Genomic DNA, 15,218 nt, shown 5'->3' with positions numbered 1-15,218 from the left:
CAGGCCATTGCCACATCCATGCTTCAGGAGATCCGTATGACCACGCCCAGCCGCCTGCCTCCCATTGCCCATGAACAGATGACGCCGGAGCAGACCGCCATGCTCGAGGCTATTCTTGCCGGACCGCGCAAGAACCTCAACGGTCCTTTTGTGGCCTGGATCCATAGTCCTGCACTGGGTGAGCTGGCACAGCGGCTTGGCGCGTTCTGTCGCTACCAGACGGGTCTGCCGCTGCGATTGTCGGAACTGGCCATTCTGGTGACGGCAGCCGCATGGCGATCGCAGGCGGAATGGCACATCCACCTGCCGATCGCCCTGGAAGCCGGTCTGGCACCGGAGATTGCAGAGCAGATTCGTCAGGGCGCGACGCCGGAGTTCCACAAGGACGATGAGCGGGCTATCTGGACCTTCGCCAATGAGCTGTATCGCGACAAGCGTGTTTCCGAGCGGACCTATGCAACCGCCGTTGCGATGTTCGGCTTGCCGGTGGTGGTCAATCTGGTGGGATTGCTGGGCTATTACGCCCTGGTGGCGATGACCTTGAACACGTTCGGCATGCGTGCCGAAGGGCAGGGCGAGGCTGACTTGCCCTTCGCCGAAGCGGCGTCCTGAGCGCCGGAAAAGGAAGTAATGATGGCATATCAATGGCAATGGTCAGTATTCCTTCAGGCGCCCAGCGCCGGGCAGACCTATCTGGACTGGCTTCTTTCGGGCCTCGGGGTCACGGTCGCGCTTGGCCTGTCTGCCTGGGGTTTGGCGCTGGCCCTGGGAATCTTCCTCGGCATCCTGCGCACACTGCCCAACCGTGCCTTATCCGGTTTTGCCGCCTGTTATGTGGAGCTGTTTCGCAATGTGCCGTTGCTGGTGCAGATCTTCATCTGGTATTTCGCCATGCCGGAACTGCTGCCCTGGGGCGATGCAGTCAAAGCGCTGCCGCCGATGACGCAACAGTTCTTGATGGCGATGCTGTGCCTTGGCATGTTCACGGCAGCCCGGGTCTGCGAACAGGTGCGCTCGGGCATCGAATCCTTGCCGCGCGGCCAGAAAGGCGCTGGTCTGGCGCTCGGCCTGACACTGGGGCAAACCTATCGTTTCGTGCTGTTGCCGATGGCCATGCGCATCGTGCTGCCACCGCTGACGTCCGAATTCCTCAATATCTTCAAGAATTCCGCCGTGGCGTCGACCATCGGCCTGCTGGAGCTTGCCGCACAAGGGCGTCAACTGGTGGACTATACCGCCCAGCCTTATGAGGCATTCATCGCGGTCACGCTGGCCTATATGCTGATCAATATTAGTGTCATGTCGCTGATGCGGATACTGGAACGCAAGACCAGCTTGCCCGGCATGGCCGGAAAGTAGAGGAGACATGCATGGCATACGAATTCGATTTCAGCGCGGTGACACCGGCGGCACTCAAGGTGCTCGGCGATGGCATGCTGGTCTCGCTCAAGATCACCCTGGTCGCCATTGTGTTCGGCATGGTCTGGGGGACACTGCTGGCGATGATGCGGCTGTCTAGGCATGGTCCCTTGCAATGGTTCGCCGCCGTCTACGTAAATCTGTTCCGCTCCATCCCGCTGGTGATGGTGTTGTTGTGGTTCTTCTTGATCGTGCCGCAGTTGCTGCAGAACCTGTTCGGTCTGTCGCCGGCCAACGATCTGCGCATGACCTCGGCCCTGGTGGCATTTGCCCTGTTCGAAGCGGCATATTACGCCGAGATCATCCGGGCCGGCATCAATAGCGTGTCGCGGGGACAGATGGCGGCTGCCTATGCCTTGGGCCTGAACTATCCGCAGGCCATGGGCATGGTGATCCTGCCCCAGGCCTTCCGCAACATGGTGCCGCTTCTGCTGACGCAAGGTATCGTCCTGTTCCAGGATACGTCACTGGTGTATGTGAGTGCGCTGGCCGATTTCTTCGGACGCGCCTACAGCATCGGCGAGCGCAATGGCCGCATCATCGAAATGCTGTTTGTCGCAGGTGCGGTGTATTTCATCATCTGCTTTTCCATGTCCTTGATGGTCAAGCGCTACAGGAAGAAAGTCGCAACATGATCACGCTGCAAGATGTATCAAAGTACTACGGTGACTTCAAGGTGCTCTCCGGCTGCAGCGCCACGATTGCCAAAGGAGAAGTGGTGGTGGTCTGCGGACCTTCGGGTTCTGGCAAGTCGACACTGATCAAGACCATCAATGCGCTGGAACCGATTCAGGAAGGCAGCATTACGGTCGACGGCATCAAGGTCAACGACCGCAGCACTAACCTGCCCGGATTACGCTCGAGGGTAGGCATGGTGTTTCAGCATTTCGAGTTGTTTCCCCATCTGACGATCGCCGATAACCTGACCTTGGCGCAAGTGAAGGTACTGCGCCGAATGAAGGACGAAGCCCATCAGCATGCCATGAGATATCTCGAGCGCGTTGGCCTGAAAGCACATGCGGGGAAATACCCGGGTCAGTTGTCCGGAGGGCAGCAGCAGCGCGTCGCGATCGCGCGCGCACTGGCGATGGATCCGATTTGCATGCTGTTCGACGAACCCACCTCGGCACTCGATCCTGAAATGGTCAACGAGGTCCTGGATGTCATGGTGGAGCTCGCGCAGGAAGGCATGACCATGGTCTGCGTTACCCATGAAATGGGATTTGCCCGCAAGGTGGCGCATCGTGTGATCTTCATGGACCAGGGAAGCATCGTCGAAGACCGCAGCAAGGATGACTTCTTTGGTGGCGGCACCGGTCATTCAGTGCGTAGCAGACAGTTTCTTTCCAAGATTCTTTCACACTGAGGCCTGGTATGGCGACTCATCACCCTATCTCGGCGGGCGTTTTTTCAAATGGGTCTTCAACAGTCAGTCGATGATCGGCATGGTCGCTTGGCCGCGGGATCTCTGCCAACGGCAGCCTTGCTTGCATGAGGTGAGTATTGGCCGTTAAAGAACCACCTATTTTCATTTTAAAGAGCCAGCAAGTGGCAAATTAGGAGAGCCAGTCAATGGCCGCATGATATTGCCACCGATTGGCAAAATAAGGTGGCCGGCTAATGGCATAGGTTGAGCCACTTAGTGGCCATTTAGAGATCCACCAAATTGCAGAAGCCAACTTCGCTAAGCTTGAGCCGGGCGCATCAGGTCAACCAACACAAAAGGGATCCTGTATGTTGCCACACAGGATCAACGTGCCCAACACAGACACAAAGGAAGGGTCATCGCTAGGCCGTGCTTCAGCGTGGCGACAGGCGTCGTCCTAGCCACATCAGGCCGCCGTTGCAGGCCACGGCGAATATTGACAGTAGCAATGCCACCGCCATGATGGTGCGGATGTCTCCCAGGTTCATGGCATTGGTCAGCAGGAAACCGAGCCCGAGCTGCGAGGCGAACATCTCCCCGATCAGGACCCCCAGCAGCGTCAGGGAAAACGCCAGGCGCAGGCCGGCCGTGATTTCCGGCAGGATGGCCGGCAGTACAATGTGCAGCAGCGACTGGCGGCGCGTTAGCCTCATCGACTGGCCGGCGCGCAGCAGTACCGGACGCATCTGGCGGATCGCATTCATCGTGAAGACCATGATGGGGATGATGCCGTGCATCACCCCGAAGGCCACCTTAGCCGACAGGCCCAGCCCGAACACTAGCAGCACCAGCGGATAGAGCGTGACCTTGGGGATGGCATACATATTCAGGAGGATGGGTTCGGAGACGTCGCGCGCCATCCGGTTCACGCCCAGCAGCAGGCCCGCCGTCAGGCCACCTACCAGCCCGATCAGCAGGGCGTAGAGCAGGGCCTTGCCGGTTTCCAGCGCATGCAGCCAGAACTCGCTGGTCTGCATCATGCTGCCCAGGGTCAGCACGGCCTGCCCCGGCGAAGCCAGCGCACTGCCGCCATTGATCCAGTACAGGCCCTGCCAGGATGCGGCCAGGCCGGCCGCCAGCAGGGCGTAGAGCAGCGGGGTTTGCATCTCGCGCATCGGTTTCATGGCTTGTCCTTTCAGCGACGCAGGCGCGTCTGCAGGCGACGGTCCAGCGCGTTCAGCAGGAGGTTGACGAGGGTCACGCTGGCCAGCACTAGGAACATCAGCGCATACATGTCGTTGTTCTCGAAGTTGTTGTAAGCATAGCCGATCGCATAGCCTATTCCCGAGCCCGATAGGATGAACTCGGAGGCGATCACGCCGATGAAGGCGTAGGCCACCACCAGCTTCACCCCGGTAAAGAGGTAGGGCAGTGCCGCCGGCAGCTTCACGCGCACCGCCGATTGCCAGGGTGTGAGCCGCAGTACCCGGGCGGTCTTGTGCAGGGCGCGCGGGATACGGTCCAAGCCGTTGAGGGTGGCAGTGATCATGGTGACGATGGCCAGCAGCACGGCGATGGCGATGATGGGCGCCGAGCCCACGCCGAAGAGCACGATGAAGACCGGATAGAAGATGAAGGTCGGCACCGCGTAATAGCTGGCCAGCAGAGGTTCGATGGCGCTGCGCAGGCCCGGCAGCGCATGCAGCAGCAGGCCGCAGATGAAGCCGAGGATCACGGCCAGTACCGTGGCTACGCCGATGTTGGACAGGCTGATGGCGATGTCCTTGTCGAACTTGCCCTCGCGCAGGATTTCCCACGCGTGGCGGGCCATGGCCGAGGGCGCGATCATGGTGGTGGGCTGGATGAGGCCGCTGCGGCACAGCAGTTCCACCAGTCCGATCAGTACGATCACCACTGCAATGCGGACCAGGCCATCGAGCTGATGTGCCGACCTACGCGCCGGGCTGGCGGCAGCGCTATGAGCAGAGCTTGCTTCAGCCATGGCTGGCTCCCATTACCTTCAACGACTCCACCCGCAGGCGTTCCCACAGGCGGGCATTGACCTCGCCGAAACGTGGTGTGGAGACCACCCGGCTATCGCGGTCACGCGGCCAGCCGGTCTCGACGATGTCGATGAACAGGCCCGGCCGTGAGGACATCACGCCGACCCGGTCCGACAGCATGGTGGCCTCGTCCAGCGCGTGGGTGATCAGCAGGACGGTGGCGCCGGTCTCGCGCCACAGGCGCAGTAGTTCGTCGCCCATCAGCAGGCGGGTCTGCTGATCCAGCGCGCCAAAGGGTTCATCCAGCAGGATCAGGCGTGGCTGCTGCACCAGCGTGCGGGCGATACATACGCGCTGGCGCATTCCGCCCGAGAGTTGCGCCGGATAAGCAGTGGCGAAATCCTTCAAGCCCATGAAGGCCAGCGCGTAGTCGACCCGGCGCTTGATCTCGGCGCCCTCCATGCCACGCATGCGCAGCGTGAAGGAGATGTTGTCGCGCACGTTCAGCCAGGGGAAGGACGCGTCTTCCTGGAACACTACCCCCACGCCATCCGGCACGCCCTTGACCTCGCGGTTCTCGAACTGCACCGTGCCGTCGGAGGGCGAGGCCAGGCCCGACAGGGTGTCGAGCAAGGTGGACTTGCCGCAGCCGGAAGGGCCGACCACCGAAAAGAACTCGCCCTGGTAGAGCGTCAGGTCAATCGGCCCCAAGGCGTGGAAGACGCTGCCGGCCTTGCCGAACTTGCGGGTGACACCCTGCAGCACGGCATGCGGTACACGGGGCGTGGTGGCCGGGCTGTCCTGCCGGAGGGCCTCGGCGGCCAAGACGGTGTGTTCACTCTTCATGGCGGCCCCCCTCACAGCTTGCTCTTGATCTTGATGGAGGGCGGCAGCATGCTGCTGTCGATGAGCTTGTCCCATTCCACGTTGTCCTTGATCTCGCCGATCAGCTTGAGGCCGTTGGTCATGCGGTCCAGTTCGTCCTGGTCGAAGTCGCCCTCGCTCCACATGCGTGCGCGCACCATGTTGTCCACCGCTTCGCGCGCCACTTCCGGACTGAGCTTGAAGCTGCTCCCCAGTAGTTTGGCGGCGGCGGCCGGATCGCGGTACACCGCCCGCACGCCTTGCTGGCGACCTTCGATGATGGCGCGGATGGTCTTCGGATGGGCCTTGGCATAGGCCCGGGTGGTGATGCCCACCGAGGTGGTCATCGGTTGCAGCACTTCGCCGGCGCTATAGACGGTGCGGTACTTTTCCTTACGCACGATGGACAGGGGTTCTATCAGCACGGCTGCAGCTACCGAACCCTGCTCCAGCATGGTCAGGCCGTTGATGTAACCGCCCGAGGCCACGCGCTGCACCTGGGCTGCATCCACGCCCTTGGCTTTGAGCGCCATCAGCAGCAGCATTTCGGATACGCCCTTGGGCGAGGTGATGGCGACCTTCTTGCCGGCCAGGTCGGCGATGCTCTTGACGGGGGAATTGGGCATGGTCACGGCCGACGCTTCGGCCACGCTGCGGGTACCGGTATTGACGATGACCACGTCCAGCCCCTGGCGCTGTGCGGCCAGCGCGGCCGAGACCGCTACTTCCCCATACGGCAGCTTGCTGGCCAGAATGTTGCGCACCGTGGTGCCGCCACCGCCGGAGGTGAGGATGCCGGTGATGTCGACCCCGGCCTTCTTGAAATAGCCTTGCTCGATGGCAATCGCATAGGGCAGGCCGTAGAGGCTGGTGCCCCATTGCGTCACCGAGATTTCCTCGGCGCGGGCCAGACCAGGGAGGGTGACCGGTACAGCCACTGCAACCAGGGCAGCACTGAGAGACACTACAGCTTGCAGGTTCTTGCAAAAGCTTTTCATGATTTCCTCGACACGTGATGGGCACTGCAATCGGATACTCGCAAGGGGCGTACCTGCAAGCACTTGATGCTGTCAATGCAAACGACGTGCCAAGCTTAGATATCGATCAAAAAATCGTCGAAAAATCCTTCTGCAGTCTGAAAAATATAGTTAGATATCTTAGTACGTGTGAAAAAGGAGATGCATGCGAGGCAGGCGGCCGCGCTTTCTCCGATGGTGCAATTATGCTGCCCGCCCGTCACTTGCTGGTGCGTCTGCACAGGGATGGGGCAGTGTCGAGGAGGTTCAGCCCAGCCCGGAAGCCAGGCGTCCGACCTCTTGGGTGGAGGGCATGCGCTTGCCGGCTTCCACCGCCTGGCGCTCGTCCCGCGCCAGGTTCAGGGCCATGGCGATGAGCACCTTGCGGGTAGTCTCCAGCTCTTCCTCGCTGATACCCTCCAGGCTCAGGTCATTGACGTCCTCGGCCAGCGGCACCAGCTTCTTCTTCAGGGCGCGGCCCTGCTTGCTGAGGAAGACGTGGACCTTCTTCTTGTCGCCCGGGAGATGGGTGCGCTCCACGTAGCCGATGGCTTCCAGCGACTTGAGGGCGGTGGCGGTGGTGGCTTCGCTCACGCCGGCCCGCTCGGCCAGGTCGCGCTGGGACAGGCCGTCGTGTTCCCACAGCACGCGCAGGATGGTCCAGTGGCCGTAGCTGACCCCATGGGGCGCCAAGCGGATCTGCAGGCTGCGGATGAAGGCACGAGCCGCATCCTTGACCAAGTGGGCGACGCGTTCGGCGGCCAAGGCCTGTAGCGCCTGTTCCAATTCATCCGGTTCATTTTTTTCGACCGTGGCGGCGGCCAGTGGCCTGGATCGTGTGGCTTTCATCATTTCATCAGGAATCTAAGATTACGCAATCATACCCATTTGCAGTCCGCTCAGGGGTCAGCGTAAACCACTGTGACAGGCTGGCCTACATCTTGCATAATCGTAGATATCGAAGAATATTTTCGGGGTCACCATGTTTCTCGCCACTGCCATCGATCAGGTCGTACTGTCCAGCTGGGATGAGTTCGCTACCGCCAGCGACCAGCTGGAGGGCTGGGTATTCCGTGGCCAGGCCGATCATCGCTGGCCGCTGGTCAGTTCGCTGACCCGTCACCTGGCACGCTATTGCCCCGATCCCTCGCTGTGGCCCCTGCGCGAGGAGCGGGCGATCCGGGTGTTCCGGCGCAAGGCCCATGTCTTCCTGCATGACGCGGCGGTACTGGACGATGACCTGCGCTGTCTGGCATTGATGCAACACCATGGCGCGCCGACGCGGCTGATCGATTTCACCAAGTCACCCTTCGTGGCGGCCTTCTTTGCCATGCAGCAACTGCATGGCGACGCCGCCGTCTATGCCCTCAATACCCCGGCCTTGTGGAAGGCGGCGCCGCGCTTCGATCCGACGCTCAATCGCGAAGCCATCGACCTGCGCAAGCCCGACAGCTACCAGCGTTATTTCGCCGGCAACGCCTTGCCGCTGGTGTGGTTCGGTGAACCCAACCAGATGGATGCGCGCCTGGTGGCGCAGTCTGGCATCCTAGTCGTGCCGGGTACGCTGGAGGCGCCGCTGGAGCGCCTGCTGGCCGGCTACGAGGCCAGCGAACCGCTGATCCGCAAGTTCATCCTGCCGGCGGCGCTGCGCGAGCCGGCGCTGCGGGCGCTGTACCGGATGAACATCACCGCCGCCACGCTCTTCCCCGGCCTGGATGGCCTGGCCCGTTCCATCGACTACGAGCTGGAGGTGGTGTGGGAGCAACTGATCGTCGATTACCAGTCCAGACTGGGCAAGATCTGAACCCCACGTCGCCACCGCGTCCCTTTTTCCAGGAGTCCTGAACACCCTGCATCACATCCGCCGCATCGAAGTCCGCTCCCAAATTGTTCGATATCTAACTTAATTTTAGTCGCCATTCCAGTTTTCTTCATTTCGGGGCCAGCCAGCCCCTCACCACGCCAACGAAAGGATTCACCATGTACGACCATTACGCCATCGAAAAACTGATCGACCTGTGGCTCTCCGAAGACATCGGCGCCTGCGACCTGACCGCCCAGACCATGATCGAGCCGGACGAGCAGGGCCATTTCGTCATGAATGCCCGTGAATCCCTGATCGTCTCTGGCATCGAGGTGGCCGCCCGGGTCTTCCGCAAATACGACGCAACGCTGGCAGTGCAGGTGCATCACGCCGACGGCAGCCGGGTCGAGGCCGGTGCCATCCTGCTGACTGTCAAGGGCAATGCGCGCAGCGTCCTGACTGCCGAGCGCACCGCACTGAACCTGGTGCAGCGCCTGTCGGGTATCGCCAACGAAACCGCCCGCTACGTGGCCGAGATTGCCGGTACCCGGGCGCAGCTCATCGACAGCCGCAAGACCACCCCCGGCCTGCGCATGCTGGAGAAGCACGCCGTGCTCTGCGGCGGCGGCCTGAACCACCGTCTGGCGCTGGACAACGGCGTCATGATCAAGGACAACCACATCGCCGTTTGCGGCAGCATCAAGGAAGCGGTGGCCCGGGTGCGTCGCAAGCTGCCGGTACTGACCAAGCTGGAAGTGGAGTGCGACCGCGTGGAACAGGTGCGCGAGGCGCTGGCCGCCGGGGTGGACGTGATCATGCTGGACAACATGTCCCTGCCCGACATGCGCGAAGCGGTCGGCATCGTCGATGGTCGCGTCAAGGTCGAGGCCTCCGGCGGCATCCGCCTGACCACCATCCGCCCGGTGGCCGAGACCGGGGTGGATTACATTTCCACCAGCAAGATCACGCAATCGGCGCCGGCCGTGGACATCGGCCTGGACGAAGCATGAGCCCGGCCAGCACGGCGCCCGGCACCTTCTTCCTGGTGGTCGGCCCCAGCGGGGCCGGCAAGGACACCCTGATCAGCGGCGCCCGCGAGGCGCTGGCCGATGCGCCCTATGTCTTTGCCCGCCGCGTGATCACCCGACCGGCCGGCGCCCCCGGTGAAGACCATGACGCCGAGACCGAAGCCGGCTTCGCCGCCCGAGCGGCGGCCGGGGAGTTCCTGCTGACCTGGCAGGCGCACGGCCTGTCCTATGGCCTGCCGGGTCAGTTGCTGGCCGAGCTGGCAGCGGGTCGCCACGTCGTGGCCAATGGCTCGCGCGCCACCGTGGAAGCGCTGGCGCAGCGCCTGCCCAGCCTGGTGGTGGTGGAAATCTCGGCCCCGCCCGAGGTGCTGGCGCAGCGCATTGCCTTGCGCGGGCGTGAGGATCATGCGCAGATCCTGGCGCGCCTGCAGCGCCAGGTCGACCCCGCGCCGCCCGGCATCCTGCGCCAGGCGGTGGCCAACGACAGTGATACCGCCACCGGTATTGCCCGCCTACTGACGGTATTGCGCGCCCCCTTGCAACATTGCGTGGTGCGCGCTGCGCCGGCGGAGACCGGGGAGGAGGCGGTGGCCTATGCCCATCCGCGCCACTGGGCGGCCGGCACTCGCCTGCGCCTACGCGCTGCGGCCGGTGCCATGGTCGACGTGCGCATCCATCATTGGCCAGACGGCGGCCAAGACGCTAGCCCCTGGCTGGCGCTCCCCGCCGGCTTGCGTCAGCGCCTTGGATCGGCTCAGACGGTACAGGCCTTGCGCCTGCTGGCCCCAGCCAGCCGTCCCTTGTGGAGCCGCAAGCTACGCGGCGAACGTCTGCCGGCGCATCAGTACCAGGCCATCCTGCAGGATGCCGTCGATGGTCGCTACAGCACCACCGAGCTGACCACCTTGCTGGTCTCGATCACCCGTGGCCTGGATGCCGAAGAAATCCTGGCGCTGGCCCAGGCGCGAAGCCGCATGGTCCGGCTCATCAGCTGGGACGAGCCCATGGTGGTCGACAAGCACTCCCTGGGCGGTGTCCCCGGCAGCCGCATCACGCCCATCGTGGTACCGATCGTGGCGGCCTGGGGGCTGGCCATGCCCAAGGCGTCCTCGCGCGCCATCACCTCGGCCGCCGGCACGGCCGACACCATGGCCTTGCTGGCCAATGTCGACCTGGATGGCGAGGCCATGCGCCGCTGCGTGCGCCAGGCGCGGGCCTGCATCGCCTGGAATGGCCGTATCAGCCATTCCATCATTGATGAAGTGATGAACCGCATCATCCGGCCCTACGGGTTGGAGACTGCGCACTGGTCGGTGGCCTCGATCCTGTCCAAGAAGGCGATCGCCGGCGTCACCCATCTGGTGGTGGATGTGCCGTACGGTCCCTATGCCAAGCAGCAGACGCTGGAACAGGCGCAGCAGTTGTGCCTGCTGTTCGAACAGGTAGGGCTGGGGCTGGGCATGCAAGTGCGGGCGCTGGCCACCGATGGCAGCCAGCCCATCGGGCGCGGCATCGGTCCGGCGCTGGAAGTGCGCGATATCCGCCAGGTCCTGGCGGGCGATCCGCAGGCGCCGCAGGATTTGCGTGCCAAGGCACTGCTGTTCGCGGCGCATCTGTTGTCCTTCGATCCGCGTCTGGGGGAGGTCGACGTCGCCTTGCAAAAGGCCACCGAACTGCTGGACAGCGGTGCGGCCCAGGCCGCGCTGGCGCGCATCATCGCCGCCCAGGGACCACCCCAGGTGGAAGCCGCGCCCTGCGCCGAGGTCTTGACCTGGCATGCCAGCCAGGCCGGCGTGATCGGCCAGGTCGATGGCTGGGCCATCGCGGGACTGGCGCGTACCGCCGGCGCTCCGGCGCATCCGGGGGCGGGACTGGACTTGCTGTGCCGGGTGGGTGAGCGGGTGCAGTCCGGGCAGGCGCTGTTGCGGGTGCATGCCGCCAGCGCTGCGCACCTGGAGCTGGTCGGTGCCGAACTGCAGGCTCTGGCCAGTCCGGTGGTGTTGGTCGGCCACTGAAGGCTGGACGGAAATGGCAGCGGCGCCCGTACGCGGGGCGCCGCTGCAATGTCACGCTCAATGTCCGGCTTGTGCGCGTGAGCGGGCGATGCTCTCCGGTACGCCTTCCCAGGCCGGCTTGCCGGTGGCGAACTCGCTGCGCAGATAGGCCAGCAGATCACCCACCTGGGCATCGCTGAAGCTGTTGGCAAAGCCCGGCATGTAGCCCAGCGCCGGATTGGCCGGTTCGCGGATGCCTTGCAGGATGACGTGGATCAGATTGTCCGGGGTGTCGCTGTGCAGGTTGGTGTTGACCCGCAACGAGGGCCGCACGCCAAACAGTGTCGGTCCCGCTCCTTCGATGTGACAGGCCGCGCAGGCACCCTGGAACAGCCGCTTGCCATTGGCCTGCGACAGCTTCTGACTCTCGCTGAGGCTGGTCGTGGCGATCGGGGCCGGTACCGTGGCGTTGGCGGTCACGGTCTGGAACGAGGCCAGGTAATGCGCGATGGCGCGCACGTCGCCGGCCGGCAGTTGCGCCAGTTCGGCCACCACCGGCGCCATCGGTCCGGCGGCAATGCCGTGACGGTCCGAGAAGCCGCTGCGCAGATAGCTGAACAGTTCATCCTCGGTCCAGGGCGTGGGCGACTTCGACAGCGCCGTCAATGCCGGGGCTTCCCAGCCATCGCCCGTGCCGCCGCCCAGGTACTGGCGTCCGCCCTGTTCCGCGCCCAGGGCATTGCGCGGTGAATGGCAGGCGGTGCAGTGACCGGCCCCCTCCACCAGATAGGCGCCGCGATTCCACAGGGCCGAGCGGTCGGGGTCGGGCTGGAACACTTCATTCTTGTGGAACAGCAGATTCCAGCAGGCCAGCAGCGGACGCATGTTGAAGGGGAAGCGCAGATCGTTTTCCGGCGGCGTGCTGGAGACCGCCGGCTGGGCCATCAGGTAGGCGTACAGCGATTGCATGTCGGCTTCGCTGATCTTGGCGAAGGCGGTGTAGGGGAAGGCCGGGTAGAGATGTCGTCCGTCCCGATGGATGCCTTCGCGCATGGCGCGTTCGAAGGCGGCATAGGACCAGTTGCCGATGCCGGTCTTTTCGTCGGGCGTGATGTTGGTGCTGAAGACGGTGCCGAACGGCGTCTGCAGGGCATGGCCGCCGGCATTGGCGACCCCGCCCGGGGCCGTGTGGCAGACCGCGCAATCGCCAGCCAGCGCCACCCGGCGCCCGCGTTCGATGGTGGCGGCTGAATACAGGTCGGCCGCAGGCCGCGCCACCGGTGCGATCTCGGCGCGCCAGGGCATTGCCAGGGTCAGCGTGGCGCCCAGTGCCGCCGCAGCACCCCCCAGCCAGCCGTATTTGCGCAGGCGGCGCCAGCCGCCCGGCCGCTGGCCCGAACCCTCTTGATGTTCCAGTGCCAGCCTGATCTGCTCACCCGAAAACGGCGCCTCGCGCAGACGTACGCCGGTGGCGGCATGGATGGCATTGGAAATCGCCGCCGCCGCCGGCAGCGTGAAGGCGCCGCCCGCCTTGAGCTGGATGTCGCGTAGCGCCGGCGCGTTGCCGCCATCGATGAGGTCGACCTGGGGCAGGCCGGCACTGGCCTGGCCCGGCAGGGGGCGCAGTTCGCGCGACCAGGCATCGAAGCCCTGGTCCGGTGCCAGCGTCTGCGCCATCGCCAGTCTGGCCTGTTCGCCCAGCAGGGCGCGTTGTTTCTGGTCGAGTTGATCGTCAGCGGCAGGTGCGGCGGCCGCTGTCGTCCCCGCGCGCTGGTCGTGGCCGGCGGTGACCCGGGTCACGCTCAGTTCGCCCGAGGCGCGGTCGTATTCCACATCGGCCACCCAGGCCGACCAGCTCTGCACCGGCTGGCCCTGTTCCTGTTCCAGCGTGCTGGCATAGGCAAAGCCACGTCCGCGCAGGACGTTGCCCTGCACCTGCCGCGCCGGGCCGTCCCAGCCCGCCCCCTCGGCAACCGAGCGCACCAGCGCCGCGCCATGCGCATCGGACAGATGCCGCAGACGGTATTGCACCGCGTCCTCGCCGATGCGCTGGGCCAGTTCATCGAAAAAGATTTCCTGCGCGAAGGTGCTCGCTGCCAACGGGATTGCGGCACCTTGCGGCCCGATGATTTCCTGCGCCTGCCAGTCATAGGGCGAGGCCAGGGCAACGCCGTCGCGCGGGTCGGTGGCATCCTCCAGCGCATAGGCGGTTTCCGTCAGCAACCAGGCCAGTGGCGGCGATGGGGCGTCCTGCTCGATATGCATGTGGTAGCTGCCGAGTCGGCCATCCTGGTCCAGTTCACCATGCAGCTGCAGCGAGGTCGGGCTGCCGGCAAAGGTGGTCGGCTCCAGCACCAGCGAAACTGCCTGCCCGCATTGCAGGGACAGTAGCGCGACCACGCCGGCCACGTCGCTGGCGGCGCTGAGCTCCTGCATGCAGGCCGGCGGGCGGTGGCTGCGCACCTCCACCTGGGCTAAGGGCAGGGACAGCAGGGCCGCCACTTCCATGGCGATCAGTGCGGGATTGCCGAAGGGCAGGTCCAGTCGCAGGCTTGCGCCCATCGGGGTGGCCATGGCGACGATGCCGGTGGCGGGGAAAGCGGGCGGGGCAGGGGATGCGGATTGCGCATCGCGCCACTGGTAGTGGGCGTCCAAGGTGATGTCGTGCAGGCCGCTGGAATCCTGGCCCCGCGCATGCAGTGTCTGCGCGGCGCGCACGCGTGGGGTGCTGCCCTGCGGCGCTGCCTCGCTCCAGCGCAGGCGCAACTGGCTGCGTGCCTGGTGGGCCAGTTCATCGCTGTCGGCGACGACAGCCACCAGATGCCGGCGCTGTATCACCTGTGGCGCGCCCGGGCAGCGCAGCGCGGCTTCGCTGTCGAGGCCTTGCAGGCGGGCACCGGTATAGAGGGACTGTTGCCAGTCCAGTCGCGGCGGCAGGGCCAGGCGGGCATGACGCAGGGACGCCGCGCCGGTGGTCAGGGGAGCAGCCATCTGCTGGGGCAGGGGCGCACTCATTGCGCCATCCCCTGGCGCTGCAATTCGACCGCGCGCAGGGCCGCGCGCATGATCTCCACATGGGTGCCGCAGCGGCAGAGGTTGAAGTCCAGTTCGCTGCGGATCTCGTCTTCGGTCGGGTTGGGCGAGCGCAGCAGCAGGGCCTTGATGGTCATGATCATGCCGTTCATGCAGTAGCCGCATTGTGCGCCCTGCTCATCGATGAAGGCCTGCTGTACCGGGTCCAGCCGGCCCTCCAGGGCCAGGCCGTCCAGCGTGGTCACATTGCGTCCGGCCACGCCAGCCAGCGGGATCACGCAGGAGCGGGCTGCCACGCCATCGACCAGCACGGTGCAGGCACCGCACTCGCCCAGGCCGCAGCCGAATTTGGGGCCGTTCAGGCAAAGGTCGTTGCGCAATACGTTCAGCAGCGGCGCGTCGGCGGCAATGTCCAGCGTGGCCGTATGGCCGTTGACGTGGAAGATGATGGGTTCTTGCTTGTGCATGGTCTCTGGTGTCGCGGCCTGCCCTGCGAAGGCATTGCCATGGATCTCTATCGTCAGCACATCAAGCATCCTTCATGCCAATGCGCTTGCCTCGGCCAGTATGCCCGCCTGCGGACAGGCCATCCGGCAGCCTTGCCCGGCCTTGCTGAAAAATAGTGTACACACTCAATAATGCCAAGTAAATCACGAATTTCCATGTTGCATTGCGCGGTCTCGAACTGGTG

14 protein-coding genes are annotated in these 15,218 nt (G+C 64.4%); 7 read left to right on the top strand and 7 right to left on the bottom strand.

The annotated features are described in order from the left end of the window. The first annotated feature begins 36 nt into the window (after positions 1-36). From ACWHXP_RS16655 to ACWHXP_RS16640, 4 genes are read left to right on the top strand one after another with little or no spacing between them, the layout of a single operon-like run. Positions 37-612, top strand: a complete 576-nt coding sequence (locus ACWHXP_RS16655) for a carboxymuconolactone decarboxylase family protein (RefSeq protein ID WP_489635502.1) — start codon at positions 37-39, stop codon at positions 610-612. A 21-nt stretch (positions 613-633) separates the two neighbouring features. Then, the gene (locus ACWHXP_RS16650; RefSeq protein ID WP_489635848.1) at positions 634-1,359 is read left to right on the top strand and encodes an amino acid ABC transporter permease; all 726 of its coding nucleotides are present in this window, start codon (positions 634-636) and stop codon (positions 1,357-1,359) included. Positions 1,360-1,370: 11 nt separating this feature from the next. Then, positions 1,371-2,054 (top strand): glutamate/aspartate ABC transporter permease GltK, encoded by a 684-nt coding sequence (gene gltK / locus ACWHXP_RS16645; RefSeq protein ID WP_489635503.1) that lies wholly within the window; start codon positions 1,371-1,373, stop codon positions 2,052-2,054. After that, positions 2,051-2,785: an amino acid ABC transporter ATP-binding protein gene (locus ACWHXP_RS16640; RefSeq protein ID WP_489635504.1), complete on the top strand. Its 735-nt coding sequence runs from the start codon at positions 2,051-2,053 to the stop codon at positions 2,783-2,785. Before gltK ends, ACWHXP_RS16640 begins: the two co-directional genes overlap by 4 nt. 434 nt (positions 2,786-3,219) lie before the next feature. Here the strand turns inward: ACWHXP_RS16640 and ACWHXP_RS16635 are convergent, their stop codons facing one another. From ACWHXP_RS16635 to ACWHXP_RS16615, 5 genes are all read right to left on the bottom strand, one after another. Further along, positions 3,220-3,969, bottom strand: coding sequence for an ABC transporter permease (locus tag ACWHXP_RS16635; protein WP_489624310.1), 750 nt, complete (start codon positions 3,967-3,969; stop codon positions 3,220-3,222). Between the two features lie 11 nt (positions 3,970-3,980). Further along, positions 3,981-4,787 (bottom strand): ABC transporter permease, encoded by an 807-nt coding sequence (locus ACWHXP_RS16630; RefSeq protein WP_489624311.1) that lies wholly within the window; start codon positions 4,785-4,787, stop codon positions 3,981-3,983. After that, complete coding sequence (locus ACWHXP_RS16625; RefSeq protein ID WP_489624312.1) at positions 4,780-5,634, bottom strand: ABC transporter ATP-binding protein; 855 nt, start codon at positions 5,632-5,634, stop codon at positions 4,780-4,782. Before ACWHXP_RS16625 ends, ACWHXP_RS16630 begins: the two co-directional genes overlap by 8 nt. An 11-nt stretch (positions 5,635-5,645) precedes the next feature. Next, entirely contained in the window at positions 5,646-6,650 is a 1,005-nt protein-coding gene (locus ACWHXP_RS16620; RefSeq protein WP_489635505.1) for an ABC transporter substrate-binding protein, read from the bottom strand. Between the two features lie 285 nt (positions 6,651-6,935). Then, positions 6,936-7,517, bottom strand: a complete 582-nt coding sequence (locus ACWHXP_RS16615; RefSeq protein WP_489624314.1) for a MarR family winged helix-turn-helix transcriptional regulator — start codon at positions 7,515-7,517, stop codon at positions 6,936-6,938. A gap of 133 nt (positions 7,518-7,650) precedes the next feature. Between ACWHXP_RS16615 and ACWHXP_RS16610 the strand changes: the two genes are divergently transcribed. The 3 genes from ACWHXP_RS16610 to phnN all read left to right on the top strand — a co-directional run bounded on the left by ACWHXP_RS16610 (position 7,651) and on the right by phnN (position 11,515). Then, positions 7,651-8,472 (top strand): FRG domain-containing protein, encoded by an 822-nt coding sequence (locus tag ACWHXP_RS16610; protein WP_489635506.1) that lies wholly within the window; start codon positions 7,651-7,653, stop codon positions 8,470-8,472. Between the two features lie 176 nt (positions 8,473-8,648). Beyond that, a complete protein-coding gene (nadC, locus tag ACWHXP_RS16605) occupies positions 8,649-9,482 on the top strand; it encodes a carboxylating nicotinate-nucleotide diphosphorylase (protein WP_489635507.1) in 834 nt (277 codons plus the stop codon). Further along, a complete protein-coding gene (gene phnN, locus ACWHXP_RS16600; RefSeq protein WP_489635508.1) occupies positions 9,479-11,515 on the top strand; it encodes a phosphonate metabolism protein/1,5-bisphosphokinase (PRPP-forming) PhnN in 2,037 nt (678 codons plus the stop codon). The genes nadC and phnN overlap by 4 nt, the downstream gene beginning before the upstream one ends. 57 nt (positions 11,516-11,572) lie before the next feature. Here the strand turns inward: phnN and ACWHXP_RS16595 are convergent, their stop codons facing one another. After that, a complete protein-coding gene (locus tag ACWHXP_RS16595) occupies positions 11,573-14,509 on the bottom strand; it encodes a c-type cytochrome (protein ID WP_489635509.1) in 2,937 nt (978 codons plus the stop codon). Further along, positions 14,506-14,994, bottom strand: coding sequence for a (2Fe-2S)-binding protein (locus ACWHXP_RS16590; RefSeq protein WP_489635510.1), 489 nt, complete (start codon positions 14,992-14,994; stop codon positions 14,506-14,508). Before ACWHXP_RS16590 ends, ACWHXP_RS16595 begins: the two co-directional genes overlap by 4 nt. Between the last annotated feature and the right edge of the window lie 224 nt (positions 14,995-15,218).

This window comes from Herbaspirillum sp. Her2, assembly GCF_057961375.1.
This window is presented reverse-complemented; position numbering and strand designations above follow the sequence as displayed.